This is a genomic window from Scatolibacter rhodanostii (assembly GCF_900197595.1).
In the GTDB taxonomy this organism is placed as follows: domain Bacteria; phylum Bacillota; class Clostridia; order Oscillospirales; family Acutalibacteraceae; genus Scatolibacter; species Scatolibacter rhodanostii.
Genome location: NZ_FZLO01000002.1, coordinates 463,579 through 483,088, shown reverse-complemented (window position 1 = coordinate 483,088; position 19,510 = coordinate 463,579). Strand labels below are relative to the sequence as shown.

At 40.5% G+C, this 19,510-nt stretch carries 20 protein-coding genes, 1 tRNA gene and 2 riboswitches; of the genes, 5 read left to right on the top strand and 16 right to left on the bottom strand.

The genetic code is table 11. From position 1 onward, the window contains the following. Positions 1-423 precede the first annotated feature (423 nt). The 5 genes from CS931_RS06870 to CS931_RS12805 all read left to right on the top strand — a co-directional run bounded on the left by CS931_RS06870 (position 424) and on the right by CS931_RS12805 (position 3,467). Entirely contained in the window at positions 424-1,707 is a 1,284-nt protein-coding gene (locus CS931_RS06870; RefSeq protein WP_099205020.1) for a DUF1015 domain-containing protein, read from the top strand. Between the two features lie 68 nt (positions 1,708-1,775). Continuing rightward, the gene (locus CS931_RS06865) at positions 1,776-2,321 is read left to right on the top strand and encodes an NUDIX domain-containing protein (protein WP_099205019.1); all 546 of its coding nucleotides are present in this window, start codon (positions 1,776-1,778) and stop codon (positions 2,319-2,321) included. A gap of 44 nt (positions 2,322-2,365) precedes the next feature. After that, positions 2,366-2,872, top strand: coding sequence for a DNA-deoxyinosine glycosylase (locus tag CS931_RS06860; protein WP_099205018.1), 507 nt, complete (start codon positions 2,366-2,368; stop codon positions 2,870-2,872). A gap of 205 nt (positions 2,873-3,077) precedes the next feature. Further along, positions 3,078-3,203 (top strand): hypothetical protein, encoded by a 126-nt coding sequence (locus tag CS931_RS13070; protein ID WP_278277657.1) that lies wholly within the window; start codon positions 3,078-3,080, stop codon positions 3,201-3,203. 111 nt (positions 3,204-3,314) lie between these two features. Continuing rightward, positions 3,315-3,467, top strand: a complete 153-nt coding sequence (locus tag CS931_RS12805; RefSeq protein WP_200814956.1) for a hypothetical protein — start codon at positions 3,315-3,317, stop codon at positions 3,465-3,467. A 90-nt stretch (positions 3,468-3,557) separates the two neighbouring features. On the opposite strand, the gene CS931_RS06855 is transcribed toward CS931_RS12805, so the two are convergent. From CS931_RS06855 to CS931_RS06785, 16 genes are all read right to left on the bottom strand, one after another. Next, positions 3,558-4,562: an ABC transporter substrate-binding protein gene (locus CS931_RS06855; RefSeq protein WP_099205017.1), complete on the bottom strand. Its 1,005-nt coding sequence runs from the start codon at positions 4,560-4,562 to the stop codon at positions 3,558-3,560. A gap of 16 nt (positions 4,563-4,578) precedes the next feature. Beyond that, a complete protein-coding gene (locus tag CS931_RS06850; protein ID WP_099205016.1) occupies positions 4,579-5,331 on the bottom strand; it encodes an ABC transporter permease in 753 nt (250 codons plus the stop codon). Further along, positions 5,328-6,080 (bottom strand): ABC transporter ATP-binding protein, encoded by a 753-nt coding sequence (locus tag CS931_RS06845; RefSeq protein WP_099205015.1) that lies wholly within the window; start codon positions 6,078-6,080, stop codon positions 5,328-5,330. The genes CS931_RS06850 and CS931_RS06845 overlap by 4 nt, the downstream gene beginning before the upstream one ends. Then, a complete protein-coding gene (gene tenA, locus CS931_RS06840) occupies positions 6,074-6,754 on the bottom strand; it encodes a thiaminase II (RefSeq protein WP_099205014.1) in 681 nt (226 codons plus the stop codon). Before tenA ends, CS931_RS06845 begins: the two co-directional genes overlap by 7 nt. Before the next feature lie 9 nt (positions 6,755-6,763). After that, a complete protein-coding gene (gene thiD, locus CS931_RS06835; RefSeq protein WP_099205013.1) occupies positions 6,764-7,561 on the bottom strand; it encodes a bifunctional hydroxymethylpyrimidine kinase/phosphomethylpyrimidine kinase in 798 nt (265 codons plus the stop codon). A gap of 207 nt (positions 7,562-7,768) precedes the next feature. Beyond that, complete coding sequence (thiE, locus tag CS931_RS06830; RefSeq protein WP_099205012.1) at positions 7,769-8,410, bottom strand: thiamine phosphate synthase; 642 nt, start codon at positions 8,408-8,410, stop codon at positions 7,769-7,771. Then, positions 8,397-9,218, bottom strand: coding sequence for a hydroxyethylthiazole kinase (thiM, locus tag CS931_RS06825; protein WP_099205011.1), 822 nt, complete (start codon positions 9,216-9,218; stop codon positions 8,397-8,399). Before thiM ends, thiE begins: the two co-directional genes overlap by 14 nt. Before the next feature lie 3 nt (positions 9,219-9,221). Then, positions 9,222-9,764 (bottom strand): energy coupling factor transporter S component ThiW, encoded by a 543-nt coding sequence (gene thiW, locus CS931_RS06820; protein ID WP_099205010.1) that lies wholly within the window; start codon positions 9,762-9,764, stop codon positions 9,222-9,224. Positions 9,765-9,878: 114 nt separating this feature from the next. Then, on the bottom strand, positions 9,879-10,031 hold the full coding sequence (locus CS931_RS12660) for a hypothetical protein (protein WP_159459761.1): 153 nt from the start codon (positions 10,029-10,031) through the stop codon (positions 9,879-9,881). Further along, a riboswitch (TPP riboswitch) is annotated at positions 10,023-10,129 on the bottom strand. It overlaps the preceding gene by 9 nt. A 48-nt stretch (positions 10,130-10,177) precedes the next feature. Next, a riboswitch (TPP riboswitch) is annotated at positions 10,178-10,286 on the bottom strand. A 255-nt stretch (positions 10,287-10,541) separates the two neighbouring features. Next, the gene (locus CS931_RS06815) at positions 10,542-11,162 is read right to left on the bottom strand and encodes a formate/nitrite transporter family protein (RefSeq protein WP_099205009.1); all 621 of its coding nucleotides are present in this window, start codon (positions 11,160-11,162) and stop codon (positions 10,542-10,544) included. 253 nt (positions 11,163-11,415) lie between these two features. Continuing rightward, positions 11,416-11,492: transfer RNA gene (locus CS931_RS06810), tRNA-Pro, on the bottom strand. A gap of 651 nt (positions 11,493-12,143) precedes the next feature. After that, positions 12,144-13,016 carry an ABC transporter permease gene (locus CS931_RS06805; RefSeq protein ID WP_099205008.1) on the bottom strand — a complete coding sequence of 291 codons (873 nt, stop codon included), beginning with the start codon at positions 13,014-13,016 and terminating at the stop codon, positions 12,144-12,146. After that, positions 13,003-14,121: an ABC transporter ATP-binding protein gene (locus CS931_RS06800; protein ID WP_099205007.1), complete on the bottom strand. Its 1,119-nt coding sequence runs from the start codon at positions 14,119-14,121 to the stop codon at positions 13,003-13,005. The genes CS931_RS06805 and CS931_RS06800 overlap by 14 nt, the downstream gene beginning before the upstream one ends. Before the next feature lie 167 nt (positions 14,122-14,288). After that, complete coding sequence (locus CS931_RS06795; protein WP_099205147.1) at positions 14,289-15,707, bottom strand: MATE family efflux transporter; 1,419 nt, start codon at positions 15,705-15,707, stop codon at positions 14,289-14,291. Between the two features lie 281 nt (positions 15,708-15,988). Further along, positions 15,989-17,146 (bottom strand): ribose-phosphate pyrophosphokinase, encoded by a 1,158-nt coding sequence (locus tag CS931_RS06790; protein ID WP_099205006.1) that lies wholly within the window; start codon positions 17,144-17,146, stop codon positions 15,989-15,991. Between the two features lie 413 nt (positions 17,147-17,559). Then, the gene (locus CS931_RS06785; protein ID WP_099205005.1) at positions 17,560-19,347 is read right to left on the bottom strand and encodes a glycoside hydrolase family 2 protein; all 1,788 of its coding nucleotides are present in this window, start codon (positions 19,345-19,347) and stop codon (positions 17,560-17,562) included. Positions 19,348-19,510: the final 163 nt, after the last annotated feature.

The following is a 19,510-nucleotide window of genomic DNA, read 5'->3' as shown; positions in this document are numbered from 1 at the left end:
TTTTTGATAGACGGCGATTCAAGAGTTGCACACATTTTCGCTCCGAGTAAGCCCTAAATATACTCTCTTATTATAGAATTGATTTGTGAAAAGAATGTGAAGATAAGGCAAGAATATAAAAATTTTTAGAATTTTGTACTAAATTAGCAGAAGCACTTTTTGAAAAGCTAAGAAAAGAAAATTTCAAAGAAAATTTATAAGTGTTTTCTAGCCGTGATTTGGCTTGACGGCAATAAAAAATCAGGATAGAATATAAAAAGAAACAGGTGGTAATAGCTCCTTGTCTTATCGTTAGGAAAGCATAGCCGCTGTTTGAATATGAAAGTTTAATGGAACAAAATCAATCAATGGCATAAGATGCATAGTAGAGATCTTGTGCCTATAAAAATAAACTCGGAAATATCCGGCATGAAAGGAAATAAAATGGCACAGATTAAAGCGTTTAAAGGAATGAGATACGGACAAAAAGCAGGAAATATCGAAGAATTGGTTTGCCCCCCCTATGACATTATCAGCGACAAAGAACGTGCAGAATACTTGGCACGCAATGAGCACAATGTCATTCGCCTAGAACTGCCAAAAGGAGAAAACCCTTATGAAGAAGCAGGAGATATCCTCAAAAAATGGCTATCTGATGGCGTTTTGCAATGCGATATGGACGAGGGTCTTTACATCTATGAATTGGAATTTAAAGAGAATGTTACTACGGGAGAGACCAAAAGTCTGAAAGGTATCATCTGCCGAGTGAGAATTGAAGATTTTGCCAACAATGTGGTTTTGCCGCATGAAGAAACTCTTAGCAAGGCAAAAGAAGACAGGCTCAATCTGACAAAGGCAACAAACTGTAATTTCAGCCAAATTTATTCTCTCTATCAAGACGAAAAACACGTCACCAGAGAGCGAATGGAGAATCTTTCAAAATCGACAGCACCTCGTTATGAGTTTGATGACGGTTTGGTTATTCACCGTTTGTGGGTTGTCAATGATAAAGCCGCTATTGAAGCAATTGCAGAGGATTTTGCGCCAAGAAAGCTTTATATTGCTGACGGTCACCACCGTTATGAAACCTCCATTAACTATCGTAATTATTGCCGTGAAAACAATATTTATAATCCCTCAAGTGAATATGTCATGATGTATTTGGCAGATATGGCCGATGAGGGCTTGGTCGTGTTCCCAACACACCGTTTGGTCCGTGATATGGAAAGCTTTGATACCGAAAAAATGTTGCAAGATTGTGAGCAATATTTTGCTGTAGAAAAAGTGGGCAGTTTGGATGAGATTCATACGGAACTGGCGGAAGCTTCGAAAGATGCCCAGAAAGCATTTGGTTTTTATGATGGAGAAACCAAAGCTGTGCTAACTTTAAAAGATATTACCGTCATGCGTGATGTCATTCCGGAGCAAAGTGACGCCTATCGTTTCTTAGACGTATCTATTTTGCATAGCCTTGTTTTAGAAAAACTTCTTGGCATTGATAAAGAAAACATGGCGAATCAAGTGAATCTTACCTACACACGTTCTTTTGATGAAGCGGTAGAGAGCACCGAGAGTGGAAAAAGTAACTGTGCCTTCTTCTTAAATTCCACTTTGGTATCTGAAATTGGTGCTGTGGCGGCAAATGGAGAAAAAATGCCGCAAAAATCCACTTATTTCTACCCTAAACTCACAACAGGTTTGGTTATGAACTGCATGAATGAGGACTGAGAGCAGAACGCATGACAGCTCAAAAGCATAAGCAAAATGGAGACAATTAGCGGAAAGGTTCTGAGAGTATGAAACTACATGAAGAAAAATTGTCAGAAAAATTGATTTATGACGGGCGCATTATTAAAGTTCACGTTGATGAAGTCAAGTTGGAAAACGAGAAAACGAGCAAGCGTGAGGTTGTTGATCACAATGGTGGTGTTTGTGTAGCCGTTCTGACCGAAAAAGATGAATTGCTTCTTGTTCGACAATTTCGCTATCCTTATGGTGAAGTGCTGCTTGAGGTTCCTGCGGGCAAGTTAGAGCTGGGCGAAGACCCATTTGAAGCCATGAAACGTGAGCAAAAAGAAGAAACCGGTACGACCGGAAAAGAATATATCTCTTTGGGACAATACTATCCCTCTCCTGGCTATTGCGGTGAGATCATTTATATGTGGGCCTGTCGTGAAGATAGGGCAGGCGAACTGAAACTTGATGAAGATGAATTTCTTGAGGTTGTGAAAATGCCTTTGGCAGAAGCAGTGGACAAAGTGTTACAAGGAGAAATTCCGGATGGCAAAACACAAACCGCTATTTTGAAAACAGCGGCACTCTTGAAATCCAACAGAATATAAAGTTTTGTTGGATTTTGAAGTAGAAACAAAAGCGAGGCGAAAAATTGGGAGAATATGAAATTGTTCAGCATGAATTTGAACCCGTGTATAACGAAAATTCTCGTATTCTGATTTTAGGGACAATCCCTTCTGTCAAATCGCGAGAAAACCATTTTTACTATGGACACCCTCAAAACCGCTTTTGGAAAGTATTGGCTGAACTCGTTTCTTGTGAATTGCCCCAAACAATAGAGGAAAAAAAGCAAATGCTTTTGCTTCATAAAATTGCGGTGTGGGATGTACTGAAAAGCTGTGAAATCGTTGGGAGCGGAGACAGTTCTATTCGTGCCGAGATTCCCAATGAGATTTTGCCTTTACTCCAAAAGACACAGATTAAGAAAGTGTTTACCAACGGCAAGAAAGCAGAAGCTTTTTACCAAAAATATTGTCGTGCTGAAACAGGGGTAGAAAGTGTTTGTCTGCCTTCAACAAGCCCTGCTAATGCAGCATGGTCACTTGATAAATTAGTGCAGGTATGGCGAAAAGAGATGAACCCTTTTTTAATAGATTAACCATATAAAATGTACCATTATGGTTTGAAATTTTACAAATATCGGTGAAATTGATAAATGAAATAAATAATAAGGTAAAATTTTAGAAAAATCAATAAATAAAAATAATTATTATTTTTCTATTGAAATTCACTATAAGATATGCTATAATTTTATAAATCCTAATAAATAGAAATGGATTAAATATAACTAGGAGGCATATATTATGAATGAATTTGAAAAATTATACCAAGCGTTGAATAGTAGCGAGTCTGAAATGTCGCTAAACAGTACAGAAGAAATTGTTTGCTCTCCTGAGTTCCCAGATGGGTGCATTGATTTAGAGCAATAATTAAAATTTCAAAAGCCTCGCTTAAAGCGAGGCTTTTTTCTTTGCCAATTTTAGTTTTACGGTACTGGATATCTTTTTTAAGATGAACCATACTAGTCATGAGGTGATAGTATGAAAAATGAGTCTAACAATATAAAATCAACGGCTGATGAAAAAAATAGTCATAAGGGGATAAGTGCAGAGTTGACAAAAAGCAGACTCGTCAATCAAAACCAAAGTCATCATGTAAAAAAAGAAGCTTTAGGGCCCAATACCAAACAATAGCAAAAAAATTGTTAAAAATTACGTTAATTCTCAGTTTATGCGAAACAACCATAAGCTGAGAATTTTTTGGTTGAATCAAAAATAAAGTTTTCAGAAATCAATCTTTGCTGTCACCTGTGAGACATCAATTTTATTTTTGATGAGCCCTGTGTCATACATCCAGTCAATATTAGCCTGCCAGTTTTCGTCGGTTTGGCTCAAAAAAGAAGCGTTAGCGGTTTCCATCAAAGGTAGCAAGGTTTGGCTGGATTTTTCCTCTACAGAAGGGGAAAGCGGAAAGTTTTCTTCATTTTGATTGTCGAGCAAAATTTGCAGAGAACTTTTTGTATCTTTTTGAAAGTCTGCAAATCCTTTAGCAGAGGCTCGGAGAAATCCGGCCAAAACATCAGGTTCATTTTCAATCATTTCATTGCCGGCTAAAAAGACAGCTTCATAATAATTAGGAATTCCGTATTCATTTACCATAAAATAGTTGATATCAAAGCCCTCTTCCTCCATTTGGGGAACCTCATGGTTCACAAGACAACCGATTGTAGCGTCAACATTGCCCGTAGTCATCGAACTCATCAGTTCAAACCCGACATTCACCATGTTTACGCTGGAGAAGTCTTCACCGCTTGCTTCCATCATAGCTTGTACAAGCGCTTCGCTTAAAGCAGTCCCTGCATATCCCACTGTTTTGCCAACAAGATCGGCTGGCTTTTGAATATTTTTGTCAGATAAAGAGAGGATGATATTCAAGGGTGACTGCACGACAGCCCCAATAGATTTTACACCGACATCTTGGTTTGCAACGGCTTGGATGATATCATGCTGGTAGTATAGACCAATTTCTGCTTTGCCGGCCGATACTAGAGATAAAGCATCATTTTCATTGGCTGGGAACTGAATTTTCACATCTAGCCCTTCGTCTTTATAGTAGCCTCGCTCAATAGCGGTATAGATAAAAGCGTGCAGAGCATTGGGATACCAATCCAGTACCACATTAACTTCTCTAAGGTTTTCACTGCTACCATTGTCTTTTTTTGTGGTACAGCCACTCATAAGGGTTATAAACAGTATTGCTGACAAAAACAGCGCTATCATTTTTTTCATACATATACCTCTTTCTTTATTGACCGCGCCATGTGAGGACACGTTTTTCGATTATGCTAATAATTCCCACTAAAATCATCGCCACCACAGATAGCAGTAAAATGGGAGCAAAAACGCCTGCTCCGTCTAACTGTGTCATCATGCGTCGGCTAAAATAACCGAGACCGTTTTGTGCACCTAACCATTCGCCGATAGCGGCTCCGATAATGGACAAGGGAATTGCCATTTTAATAGCAGAAAAAAAGTAGGGCAGTATGGTGGGAAATTTCAATTTCCAAAAAATCTGCTGTTTGTTGGCTCCAAAGGTAAACAGCAAATCTGTCATTTCTGTTTTGACTGAACGAAATCCGTCAAAAACGGTGATGGTAATAGGGAAGAACGTCATCAGTACCGTCACCAAAACCTTGCTCCACAAACCATAGCCAAACCACAGCACAAATAAAGGGGCGAGAGCGGTTGTGGGAATCGTCTGCGAGGCGATAATCAGTGGATACAGTGCCTTTTCGGCAGCAGGATAGCAATCCATGAGGATAGCTAGTCCCAAACCCAAAAAAACAGAAAGAACGAGACCGACAACAACGACCGTCATGGTTGCCGGTAAATGAGCAGAGAATAGGGGTCGACGAAGCTCCCACAGCCGCAAAATAACTTGCAGAGGGCTTGGCAGAATATAAGCGGCCTGAATGCCCATGGCAGCCGCTTGCCAAATCATGAGGAGGGCAAGCGACAACAGAGCGGCGGGGATATTGGCTCGATTTGTTTTTCTCATAGCTTGTCCCTCCTAAGCATAGAAATTAACTGTTCTTTTAAGGCAAACATTTCTGGCTGTTGAAGGGTTTGCATAGAGCGGGGATATCCGGAGGGAACGTCAAAGGACTGTAGATGCGTAATGGGTGCATTCTGCGCCACTAATATTCGGTTAGAAAGGAACAGAGCTTCTTCTACGTCATGGGTAATGAAAAGGACCGTTTTACGCTCTTGTTCCCACTGTTTTAACAGCCATTCTCTCATGGTTAGTCGAGTTAAATAATCCAAAGCTGAAAAGGGTTCGTCTAATAATAAAAGGTCTGAGCCTGTGAGCAGCGTTCGAGCAAAAGCGGCCCTTTGGCGCATACCGCCGGAAAGTTCTTGGGGTGATTTTTCCCCCCATTCCTCCAAGCCAACAGCTATTAAAGCTTGATTGGCACGTAAATCCATCTCTGGATTGGATAAATCGCCTTGAATCTCAAGCGGCAATCGTACATTTTCTGCTACAGAGCGCCATGGAAACAACATATCTTGTTGAGGCATATAGCCGCAATAGTGTTTTTGGCTCTTGATGTTTGTTTTATCGACGAAAATCTCACCGCCGGCTGATTTCAAAAGTCCATTCACCAGGCGAAAAATGGTACTTTTTCCACAGCCCGACGGACCAATGATAGATACAAACTCCCCCTTATTTATAGAAAAGGAGAGATGGTTAATAAGAGGGGAATCTTCTGTTTTGTATTGAAAGCTTACATCTTGGAAAGTCAGCATAGGCCTATTTCTCTCATTTCCCAGGACATATCCCAAAAGGCTGCTTCATACCGTGAACAGTTGATAAAGATTTCCTCCAACCGTTGCAGCTGCTTTTCGGAATAATCAGCAGTGAGCTGTTCCAGCAAAGCAATCAACTTTTTATTGGCATTGGCATATTCCGGGTCAGCATAGCCACGCACCCATTCACCATAAAAAGGGTGATTGGTGCAAGAGGGAAAGGTTTGAAGCATTTCTTTGGCGATGACTTCATAACTCAGGGCACAGGAGAGAATCGCTGCCGCAATTTCGCCTGCACCACTTTCATAGGCAACTCGAAGCATATACGAGGTGTAAGAAAGATTATCCATTGCTTGGGAGGTGTGTTCGGCTTCCTCTAAAGATATCCCAAGCCGTTTCATATAATTTTTATGAATATCCATTTCGCCGTCTAAAATTTGCGAGACATAGCTGGCAAACAGGCGCATGACTTTTTCGTTTTGTGACTTGGCCGTGCCGACAGCAAAAACCTTGGCATAGTCAAGTAGATAGAGATAATCTTGTATCATATAGTATTGAAACTTTTCTTGTGGCAGACTTCCGTCTGCAATTCCTTGAATAAAAGGATGATTGTGATAGGATTCCCATATTTCTTTCGAAGCATCAAGCAGACGCTTCGTTGTTTTCGTATTCATGCCTGTACCTCAAAGCGAAAATTCGCTTGTCATCGTGAAAGCGTGGTTCATAGGGCCAGAGCCTGCACCCAAATTGAGCATAGCTCCCAAAGCTCCCGAGATATAAGCCTTCGCTTTCTCTACGGCAGTTTCTAAATCGTATCCCTTTGCCAAGTTAGAGGCAATGGCACTGGAAAGCGTACAGCCTGTGCCATGTGTGTTGGGATTTTCAATTCGCTTTCCTTTGAACCAATGATGGCTTCCATTTTGATATAGAAGATCGTTGGCGTCATTGAGGTTGTGGCCGCCCTTGCATAACACAGCACAGTGATAAGTTTCACTGATGTATTTGGCAATCATGAGCATATCTTCATTGCTTTTTGCTTGCATTCCTGAAAGCTCCTCTGCTTCGGGAATGTTGGGCGTTAACAGTGTGGCCAACGGCAGCAGATAGTCTTTTAAAGCATCAATGGCATCTTCGTTTATCAGTCGAGAGCCGCTGGTTGCCACCATAACGGGGTCAACTACGATATTCACCGCTTGATATTGCTTGAGCTTTTCTGCAATCACTTTGATGAGTGGAGCGGAAGATACCATGCCAATCTTGACGGCATCAGGACGAATGTCTGTAAAAACACTGTCAATTTGCTGAGCAAGAAATTCTGCTGGGATTTCAAAAATCCCTTGTACGCCGGTTGTGTTCTGGGCAGTCAAGACCGTGATGGCGCTCATGGCGTATACGCCGTTGGCGGTCATGGTCTTGATGTCAGCTTGTATGCCGGCGCCTCCGCTGGAATCAGTTCCAGCGATTGATAATGCTGTTCTCATAGTAAAGAACTCCTTTCATATAGGGCATATCTGAAAACCCAATTTAAAAAGAATTTTGCTTTTTCAGATATCCCTTAACACTATTTTTATAAAGCGACAAAGAGTGGTGCCCCCGGTCTGCCGCTATTTCAAGGCATTTTGCCTGTGAAACCAAAAATGTAAAAAATTGGGCTAAATTTAAAATATTGTGAATAGCAAAGTGGATTTTCAGGCTTGTACCATTTCTTTTGCAAGCGTTAATAACTCTGCTGTTGCTTCACCCGGATTTTCTGCCCCAAAAATAGCAGAAACCACGGCGGCACCGTCTACACCGCTGCCTGAAAGCTGTAAAATATTTTCCTTCGAAATGCCGCCGATTGCGACAGTGGGAACAGAAACAGCACTGCATATGTCTTTAAGGGTTTCATAAGACATTAAGTTTACATCTGTTTTGGTAGAGGTAGAAAAAACAGCACCAAGCCCAAGGTAGTCTGCTCCACTTTTGACGGCACACAAGGCTTCTTCAACGGTGTGGGCAGAAACGCCGATTATCATGTTTTCGCCCACACGGGCACGCACATCAGAGGCAAGCATATCTTCTTGTCCCACATGAATACCGTCTGCATCGCACGCAATGGCAATCTCTACATTATCATTAATAATGAACGGTACATGGTGTTGTTTGCAAAGTTTGGCAAGTTCAATGGCTTCTGCCAAAAAGGTATGCTCATCTAAATCTTTTTCTCTGAGCTGAATACAAGTAGCACCATTTTGTAGGGCTTGTTTGACCTGCTCATATAGGCTGAGCTTTCCTACCCAAGCTCTGTCGGTTACGGCATAGAGCAGCATTGTGTTTTTATTGCACTTCATAGTTCGCTCCTTCTTCTAATTCATCGGGGGATAGATTATAAATGGCATCAATAATATAGTTTCGGTAGCTAGAGTTGCCATCAAGTGTTGTCATGCGTTGTCTTGCCTTTTCGCCGCAAATACCCATAGCGCAGACAGAAGCGGTAGCAGCTTCTAACGGGTGATTAGGGTTGGCAGTCACGTAGGCGGCTGTCATGGCAGAAAGCTGACAACCTGTACCCGTAATTTTGCTCATATCGGCATGACCATTGCGAATGCAGTAGGCGATATTTGAATCGGCGACAATGTCGATTTTTCCCGTAATAGCAATGACAGAACCTGTTTTCTTGGCAAATGCTTTGGCAAAGCTGACAGCCTGTTCCAAGTTTTCTTCGGTGACTTGGTCAGCCAAATCCGCATCTACACCTTTGGTTGTTCCATTGCCGTTGGCAAGAACCTTGATTTCGGAGATATTGCCCCGAATCACCGCAAACTGGATTTTCTCAAGCAGCATGAGAGCAGTGCTGGTGCGCAGCGCAGAAGCGCCTGCTCCCACAGGGTCGAGAACTATAGGGTGGCTCAATTCATTTGCTTTTTGTCCAGCGGCAAGCATGGCAGGAATAGTACGCTGATTCAGCGTGCCAATATTAATGGTTAGACCGCCACAAAGTGAGGTGATTTCCACCACTTCATCAAGGTCATCTGCCATAATAGGAGAACCGCCGCATGCCAAAAGAATGTTGGCGCAATCATTCACAGTGACATAGTTGATAATATTGTGAATCAGCGGCGCTTGATTTCGTAAGTTGGTGAGCATTTCGTTTAACATAATTTAGTTTCCTTTCTTGCGATAAGCAGATGAATCCAGGCGAGATTGAATCGTGGAGAGAATCTCTGATTTGTTCAGGGAAAAGACGATAATTCCCGATAAAATTGAGCCAACAGCGGTTGAAATTAAGAAAGGAATGATGTAGGCATAAAACGCTAAATCACCTGCGGACCGTCCCATAAAGAAAATAGCGATGGGATAAGCACATAGACCGCCTAAAACCGCAGTGCCGAATACTTCTGCCAGCAACGTTGGGAAAATTCTTTTGCCTTTCCAGTAGACCAAACCGCAGAGAAGAGCACCAAACATGCTGCCCGGAAAAGCCATTAGACTGCCAAGACCAAGCAGGTTTCGGATTAAACTGGCGCCGAAGGCAACTGCAACACCATAACTCGGGCCTAGTAGGACGGCGCAGAGAATGTTAACCATGTGCGGTACAGGGGCACATTTGCTTCCAAAAACGGGAAAAGAAAACAGGCTGCCAACAATAGCGACGGCACATAAAATTCCTGCGATTGATAGTTTTTGAATGTTCACTTTTTTCATGAGACAATCTCCTTTAATTTGGGTAGAGAAAACGGCAAAAACAGCGTCGTTCTTCTTTTGATAAACTGAGCAAAAGTTGGCTCAGGAATTCGGTCGAGACTTTTTGGTCTCCTCTCACGCCGGAACACGGCTTCCCATCGCTGTTATAGAGAACATAGGGCGCTCCCCCTTGTCCACCACGGTTTCACCGTGAATGCCGTCATCACATCCTTTCAAAAAAGCAATAAAAAACGGAGACACCTTATGCGGTATCTCCGAAAGAATCAAAAGACGACTCCCTACGGCGGCATTATCCGCATCAGGTTCTAGGGTCGAAGTTTGAAAACTTCCTCTCAGCCTGTCACACAAGCTCCCCGTTTTTAATTTTCATATAGCTAGGAACAAAAAAAGGAGATACCCATGCGGTATCTCCGAAAGAATCAGTATAGATTCCCTACGGCGGCATTATCCGCATCAGGTTCTAGGGTCGAAGTCTAAAAACTTCCTCTCAGCCTGTCACACAAGCTCCCCACAGGTAGACATTATACGCTACTCACACTGAAAACGCAAGAAAAATGGCGAAATTAGGTTTACAATTGATTTTTGACAATATCTTTTAGTAAGACATCAGCTATAAAAATGATACTATTTGTCTCTCCTTAACGTTGTGTCGCCACACGGTTTAACATTTGCTTGACGGCAAAACCGAGGACTAGGTAGGAGAGTTTATATCATAAAATTGGTGATTAAAATAGAACATTCTGGTGCCTAGCAAAATTCTTAAATATTGTACTAAAGTTATGAATGACTTTCACGCAGATTTTTTGTGGTAAGAGGAAGAAGAACACCGCCTGCCATGTTACCTAATGCATAAATAAGGCTGTACAGAACAGCTTTGAGACTCCACAGATTTGCCATTGATATGTAGAAAAAATTAGCAATGCTATGTTCAAAGCCTGCAAGCAAAAACACCATGACAGGCATAATCAAAGCAAGGTGCTTGCCTACGCTGTCTTCAATGGAGGTAAATCCCAGTACGGCAATGGCCATCATTAAGCCACACAACACTGCCATTATAAAAACACTAAAGGGAGAATCAGCAAGTTTTGCTGTTACTAGTGATGTGGTAACTTCTGACAAATGCACAAGTTTAGTAGCACGCAAAAGATACCCCATACCAACAGCACCCACTAAATTTCCAGAGTAGATTAAAGCTAATTCTCCCAGAAAAGATGGAGGGTTCTCTGGAATAAGGCAAACTTTGCCTGTATATAAGTATAAGCCAAAGGTATAGATAGTAAAAAGGCCTACACAAAATAATAGTGCTCCGACAATGTGGTTTTCTACTGAGAGGTAAACCACTGCTCCAAGGCTCACAAGAGCCCCACCCCAAATTGATTTAATCCATTTATTTAACACATTATACCCCTTTCGTCATAGAAATCCGTCGTTTATCATAACTTGAATTATCAATAAAATACAGAGATTTCTCAACTTCTCTATTAAAGGTTACCACATGAATTCCCTGCCTATTATGACAAATAGCCGAGAGTAGTGAGAAGAACACCTTTTTGTAAAACTATTTTTGCCTTTCAAACCATTTATTCGATTTGTATGCAGACAAACAAAATCCCACAATTCTTAGCAATTTTACTAAGAATTGTGGGCTAATTGGTCGAGGCGACAGGATTCGAACCTGCGGCATCTTGGTCCCAAACCAAGCACTCTACCAAACTGAGCTACGCCTCGATTTATTCATTTTTGTGCTTAGTTATTATAACGTACCGAATGGAAAGTGTCAAGCCTTCTAAGGCAATTTAATCAGGAAAATTTATTTGTACTGTTATTATCATAATTTGTCGAATAAAAAACTATATACATATTTTTTATTTTGACTCACAATTTAAAACATTTAGGGTTATGAAAAAAAGGTATGGAATGAAAAGATAATATAACTGATAGAAAACTTTTCTTACTATAGATGGTAGTTTTAAAGGTATAAGTTATAGTTTTTTGCACATAATTAAAGAAAATTACTGCAAGTTGTCTATATAAAATGAATGTTTATTTTAGATTTAATAATGAAAATTTATGCAAAACATATCATATTTCTTTATTCAATATTTGAATGTTGCAATTTAAACAGGGCAGTGTTATACTATATCGTACAAAGTTATGGAAACCAATTTTTTCTATCGTTATGATGTGGTTTCCCCTTAAATTAGATTACAACACACCTATTTATTTTCAAAGTATAAGTACACGAGAAAGAGCGGCTGATCATTATCGGCCGCTCTTTCTCGTCTTAATTTTAAAAAGTGAATTTGACGTTGTTCAATAGAGTTTTAGATAAAGCAGCGTGAGGGGTAGATAAAAATTGCAGATGCGCAAGAAAATAATTTAAAAGGAACCTAAACCCTCTAACTCTTTTACCTTAGAAATTTTTCGATAGATAAAAATCATAAGGCTGGTTAATATCATTAATGCCACAGAAAGTGCCGCAGCAAAAGGCCAGTTATGTACTTTCATGAGCTGTTCTTGAATAACGACACCAATCAACACTACTTTATTTCCACCTAAAATATCGGCGATAAAGAAAAGCCCCATAGAAGGAACGAATGTCAAGATGACACCTGAAAGCAGTCCGGGTAGAGTGAGCTTGAATGAAATGGTCAGAAAAGCTTTTGCTGCATTAGCACCTAAATCACGTGCCGCTTCAACCAGAGTGAAATCCAGTTTCTCGGCGCTGGAATACACCGAAAATATCATGAAAGGCAAAAGTGTATAGACCATTCCCCCGACAACAGCAGGATAGGTATAAAGCAGGCGCAGAGGAGAATCGGTCACGTGCAAAGTCATCAAAGCTTTATCCAATACACCATTAGCGGTAAAAATAGTAATCCACCCATATAGGCGAATCAGTGAGCTGGTCCAAAAGGGAATCATCAGAATCATCATAGAAATCTTTTGCCATCTTGCAGATAATTTTGCCATAAAATAGCCGCAAGGATACCCGATTGCCGCAACTAAGAGAGTGCTAATGGCGGCTAATTTTAAAGATTCTTTGAAAGTGTTCAGATAGACGGGGTCAAACATGTCAGCATAATTTTGTAGAGAAAATTCCCATACGACGCCCCACGTTTCAGCGCGTTTTAGAAAACTAAGAATAATCATATAGACAAGGGGACCTAATATGAAAATAATAGTAAAAAGGTACATGGGCAGTAGTGTCAAGAAATAGCCCCAATGCCAAATCTTCTTATGGTTTTTCATGGTCGAAAGCCTCGCTTTCTTGCAGGTCAACGGGCACACAATGTTCGGGGAGCCAAGTGATAACAACATGATCACCGGTTGCTAAGGCAGAATCAATGCCCTGACGGCTGCAAATAATTTCATTGTCATTTGCAGTTTTAACGGCAATTCGCAGCATACCGCCGGCAAAGTTTTTCTCATTGACAATACCACAAATTCCGGTTTGTGCACCTCGTTCATCTTCAGTATCAAGCGTAATGTGGGTTTGTTCAGCACGAACAGCCAGTGTCACGGTATCTCCGGCAGCAAATTTGTGCCCGACAGTCAAGAAACTGCCAGATCCATCTTGGTTTTGAAATTGAATCAAGCGGCCATCAGAAGAGGTGACAGTTCCCTCAATCAGATTGGCTGTACCCACAAATTTAGCAACAAAGGAGGTGCGCGGTGCATCATATACCTCACTAGGGGTTCCAATTTGCTCAAATCGACCGTCTTCCATTACAACGATTCGATCAGACATATTAAGAGCTTCTTCTTGGTCATGCGTAATGTAGATAAAAGTTAGGCCTAGCTTTTTTTGCAGTCGTTTCAATTCTAACTGCATTTGACGTCGAAGCTGCAAATCAAGTGCACCGAGCGGTTCATCCAGCAAAAGTAATTTGGGGCGGTTGATTAGCGCCCTTGCGATAGCAACACGCTGTTTTTGTCCGCCTGAAAGCTCACTGGGCATTCTTTTTTCATATCCTTCAAGCTGAACAAGCTCGAGAATCTCTTTTACCCGAGCAGCAATTTCTGCTTTTGGTGTATTTCGGATTTTCAAACTATAGGCTATATTGGCTGCCACATTCATGTGCGGAAACAAAGCATAACTCTGAAAAACAGTATTGACATCACGATGATTCGGTGCAATTTCGGTCACGTCTTGCCCTTCTAGCAGAATACTTCCGTTGTCAGGCGTTTCAAGACCGGCAATAATGCGAAGTGTGGTCGTTTTTCCACATCCTGAGGAGCCGAGTAAAGTAATGAATTCCCCCTGATAAACAGTTAGCGAAATCCCCTTAAGAACTTGGGTTTCGCCAAAAGATTTTTCGATTTGATTCAATTGTAAAAGAACTTGTTTTTCCATTCCAACCTCCATGTACCCCAAATTCAATCTAGCCAACATAAACAGAATCTTGCACAAAGTTGTTTTGTGCAAGCAAAAGGCTTTAGAAAGACTCATTTATTTTCCATTATAATACAGGATAGTGAGATTCTCAACTGAAATCCCCTATCCTGTTTAAAGTTTTATTTTTATGAATTTTCTTCTGGCAGTAAAACTGGTTCTACTAAGTTATCTATAGTAGGAGGAGACGAATCTAAATTCTCTCGCTCGGGGAATGTCCTTTCAATTCGCTTCATGACAATAAAATAAGCAGGAATCAAGAAAATATCAGCTAATACCCAAGCAGAGGGGTTAGCAAAACAGGCAGCAGCAAAACCAAACAGAGGAACAAACACATTACCCACAATTACACGGGCGACCATTTCACAAACGCCTGACATCATCGCAAGCTTTCCGTATCCCAAACCTTGAATCACCAAACGGAGAATATTGACAAGAGCCAATGGGACATAAAACAGGCTGCTAACTTTAAGGAATTGATAAGTATAGTCTACAATATCTTGACTGCTGCTGTCGCTGATAAACATCATAGCAAGTGGTCTGCCAAATATAAAGCAAACAGAAATAGCAAAGACAGTAAAGACCAAAGAGATATAGACAGCAGCGTGTACGCCTTTACGTAAGCGGTGAATTTTTCCGGCACCGACATTTTGTCCGGCGTAGGTGGCCATCGTAGAGCCTAATGTGTCATAAGCACAAGAAATCAGGGTCATGACTCTTCCGCCAGACGAAACGGCGGCTACAATAACAGACCCTAATTGATTCACGGCACTTTGCAGTACGGCACTGCCAAAACCGGTAATAGAAAACTGCAAGCCCATAGGAATGCCTATTTTTAGCAATTGAGAAACATATTTTGTCTGCAGCTTCAAATCTTTTTTATCGAAATGCAAGAGAGGAAACTTTTTGACGATAACGACAAAGCAGCCAATGGAAGAGAGTGCTTGTGAAATAAAGATTGCCCAAGCTGCACCACCAACACCCCAATGAAATACATCAATAAAAACATAAGCCAGTCCAATGCTAATGAGAGAAGAAAGCAATAAGATAATAAGAGGAGTCTTACTGTCGCCTAAAGAGCGCATCAAGCTCGAAAGAGCATTATAAGCAAAAACAGTTGGGACACCCAAGAAGAGAACCAGCAGATAGTTATAAGCATCCTGCAAAATGCTTTCAGGTGTATTCATCAATAACAAAATGGGACGACAAAGAACAGCCGTAACAATGGTGAAAATAGCCGAGATTATAATGGAAAGAGTCGTGATGTTTCCAGTAAGACGCTTTAACTCAGCATAGTCTTTAGAGCCAAAGGCTTGTGCAATGGGAATCGAAAAACCGGTTGCAACCCCGACACAAAAACCTAAAATTAAAAAGTTGATAGATGCCGTTAAACCAACCGCTGCTAAAGCATCGGTGCCCAAAAATCTTCCTACGATAATAGTGTTAATTAAGGTATAAAGTTGCTGTAATATATTACCGAAATAAAGCGGTATAGCAAAACTTAAAACCTTTTTTAGCGGTGAACCCGATGTTAAATCCTTGGTCATAAAAAAACCTTTCTGCGCTGCCGGAGCCAACACCGGTTCTTGCGCCTCCCCTTAAATCATAACAACAATTTTACCATGTAATTTAAATTTGTAAACAAGTATTTTTAACTTTTCATAAAAAATAATTAACCACCATGAAAATATTGGTTTTTATTAAAAAAGAGGCCAGTTTATATAAGAAAAAGGAAGATGCTGTTGGCGATATAAATGAAGAGAGAACCCTCCTAAAAAGGTTCTCTCTTCACGTATAAAAGCATGTCTGTTTTAAGAAATCTGGTTTTTCAATCTTTAGTCGCTTCAGAATGTCTTCTTTCTAGAAGTGCATCAATTTTGGCATGTGGATCAACCAATTTGCTGATAGACATGTCGTGATTTAGAGCAGCTACAAAATAAGCAATATATTTTGAAACGTCTACTTCATAGAACCAAGAACGATTTTTAAGTTCTTCGGTTCGATAGGTGAGGTTGCTGCCAAATACGCCGTCAATAATGCCATCAGCATGCGCTTTGTCAAAGGCTTCTAATCCGTTTGTAAAAATGCCGTAGGTAGCATAAGCAAAAATACGTCTAGCTTTTTTCTTTTTAAGATTATATGCCAAATCCAGCATAGAATCACCCGAAGAAATGATATCGTCAGAAATAAAAATGTCTTTACCAGCTACATCAGAACCCAAATATTCGTGTGCTACGATAGGGTTGCGGCCATTGACGATTTTAGAGTAGTCTCTTCTTTTGTAGAACATACCCATGTCTACGCCTAAGACAGAAGCATAGTACATGTTACGGCTAAGAGCGCCTTCATCAGGACTGACAATCATAAATTCACCACGCTCAGTTGAGATATCAGGGAAGCTTCTAAATAATTTCTTCAAAACCTGATAAGAGGGCATAAGATTGTCAAAACCCATAAGCGGAACTGCATTTTGCACGCGGGGGTCATGTGCATCGAAGGTAACCACGTTTGAAACGCCCATACCTTGTAATTCTTGCAAAGCGAAAGCGCAGTCTAATGATTCACGATAGTTTCTTCTGTGCTGACGTCCACCGTACATCAGTGGCATAATGACATTGATACGATAAGCTTTACCGCTGGCAGCTTGAATCAATCGTTTTAGATCTTGGTAGTGGTCATCGGGAGACATGTGGTTTTCTTTACCAAAGTAATTGTACGTAACGCTGTAGTTTCCAACATCAACAATAAAAAACAGATCATAGCCACGAATGGTAGACTCAATTAAACCCTTTGCATCGCCTGAAGAAAAACGGGGGCAGCTGTTGCCAATTGAAAAAGTTTCAACTTCGCGTCCTGCACCTTTCGCCCAGCGAATTAAGTGCTCCTCAATCTTTCTGCCTAGTTCTTTTGCACCGTCCATAGTTACGATACCAAGTGGTGCTGATCGATGATCTGTACTGAAAACCTCTGATGCCTGATCAACCATAAAATCTCTCCTTGCCTATATTTTGTCTTGACTAACTAGGGGGCTGAAAACCTCAAAACAACTTGTTCGGTTTTACTAAAAACAGTGGTCGGTTGTGTCAAAGAATACTTCGCATAAAAAATATTCCGGCAAAAATTTGCCTTGCACTTGCCTCATTGTTCTCAGAAAACCAAATGTAAATTTCGATATTCAGAAAAGCCCTAATTGTCATCCGATTTTGTCACAACAATTTTAACACACAAAATGAAATATTTCCACACTAAAAAGGAATTTAATTTATCCATTTTTAACATAAGATTACTCCCATAGAAATTTATTCACTTGTGATTTTATTTTGTGTAGATTTATACATTGTTTTTCGTTATAGCAAAAGATACACTGAGAATTTACAGAAAATCTCAGTGTATCTTTTTTTATCCTTTATGAAGCGGATTTACTTTTCTTTCATTGATTTCTTTGATTATTTCTGGCGCGATTTTAAAGTTTCTTTCCTCATCCATAAGTCCATTTATTTCTTGCTGTACATCGCTGACTTGTGTATAGCAAAAACCGCAGATATACGGAATTTCTTTGACAGCAGTAGTGATATCGTCAAATCTCTTAATAAAATCTTCTTGCGAGTTTACTTTGTTTCCATAACCCCAACCCACATTATCATTTTGGAACGCAATGCCGCCATATTCACTAATTAAGATAGGTTGACCTTTATAGGCAAAGCCTTTTGCCATAGCAAATTGACTCAGGTTATGAGACAGTTCACCGGCAACGATATCTTCTTTATGATTTTCGTATCTTGCGCGCAAAATTTTGCCGAGTTCTTCATAATCATGCAAAGTAATTATATCAGAGCAGGTGTGCTCCCAGCCGTCGTTAAGGACAACAGGGCGCATAGGGTCAAATGTTTTAGTCAGATGATAAACGGCCTCTGTTAAATGCTGTTGGGTGCGGTTTGATTTGATGCCGCCAATGCCCCATGATTCATTAAAAGGTGTCCATACAATAATGGAGGGGTGATTATAGTTTTGCCGAACAATCTGCATCCATTCTTCTGTCATTAACTGCACAGCATAGTCACTGAATTGATAGGCAGCGGGGAACTCGCTCCAAACCAGCATACCTTTTACATCACACCAATAAAGAAAACGCTCATCTTCGGTTTTTTGGTGTTTGCGCAGACCGTTATAGCCAAGCATTTTAATTTTATCAATGTCTTCGAGGAGAGCTTCTTCATCGGGAGGTGTGATGTGAGAATCTTTCCAGTAGCCCTGGTCTAAAATTAAGCGTTGATAAATAGGTTGCCCGTTCAGTAAGACATGACCGTTCTGAATAGCAATTTCACGCATGCCAAAATAAGAATATACAGCATCATGCTGTTCTTGGTTTTCAAGCAGACGAAAAGAAATATCATATAAATTTGGATTTTCAGGTGTCCAAGTGTGAATATTCCATTCAAATCCATCTAAATCAGTACGACCGACAGGAAGAGAAAAAGCAAGGTTTTTTTTCATCACAGGTATAATGATTTTGTTAATAAACTGATCTTGATAGCTGACAGAAGCTTCTAAAAGCAATTCTTCGCCATAATTTTCTGATAGAACTTTAGCATCAATGTCTACTGAACCTTTACCAAGATTGGGTGTCATTTTCACTTGTTCAATAGAATTTTCAGGTACATATTCAAGCCATACAGTCTTCCATATGCCGGTGGTTTGCACATACCAACAAGCATAGCTTTCATTAGTCCAACGCTGTTTTCCACGAGGCTGCTGTGGGTCTTTGCTATCCTCTACTCTCACCACAAGTGAATTTTCACCGCTGTGAAGAGCTTCTGTGATATCAAATGAGAACCGAGCATAACCGCCTCGATGAGAACCGCAGAACTTCCCATTTACCCAAACTTTTGTAAAATAATCGCTGCCTTCAAAATGCAACATTACTTTTTTAGTTTGCTTATCTTCTGGAATGATGACAGAGCGCTGATACCAAACCACTGGATGTTGGCTTTCGTCTTCTATGCCGCTAAGCTTTGTTTCATAAGTAAAAGGAACCTGAATTGTGTGTGTGGGTGTAAAGGCTCTTGCCCAACCTTGTTTTTCACCCTGGTTGATATCATCAAAGGAAAAGTCCCATGACCCATTTAAATTTTCCCAGCCCGGACGAAAAAGCTGTGGTCGAGGATGATTTTTTTCATAGCTTTTCATTACAAGTTGACCTCCAGTTTGTTTCCTATAAATCTTTATGTGTCTGCAAAACCAATACATCAAACTGGAAATTTGACGTTATGACAAGCCAAAAGCAGTTTGAATCGTGTGTTAGGTGATGTTGGGGTAATCATACAATAATTAATAGCGGGTTTCAATATAA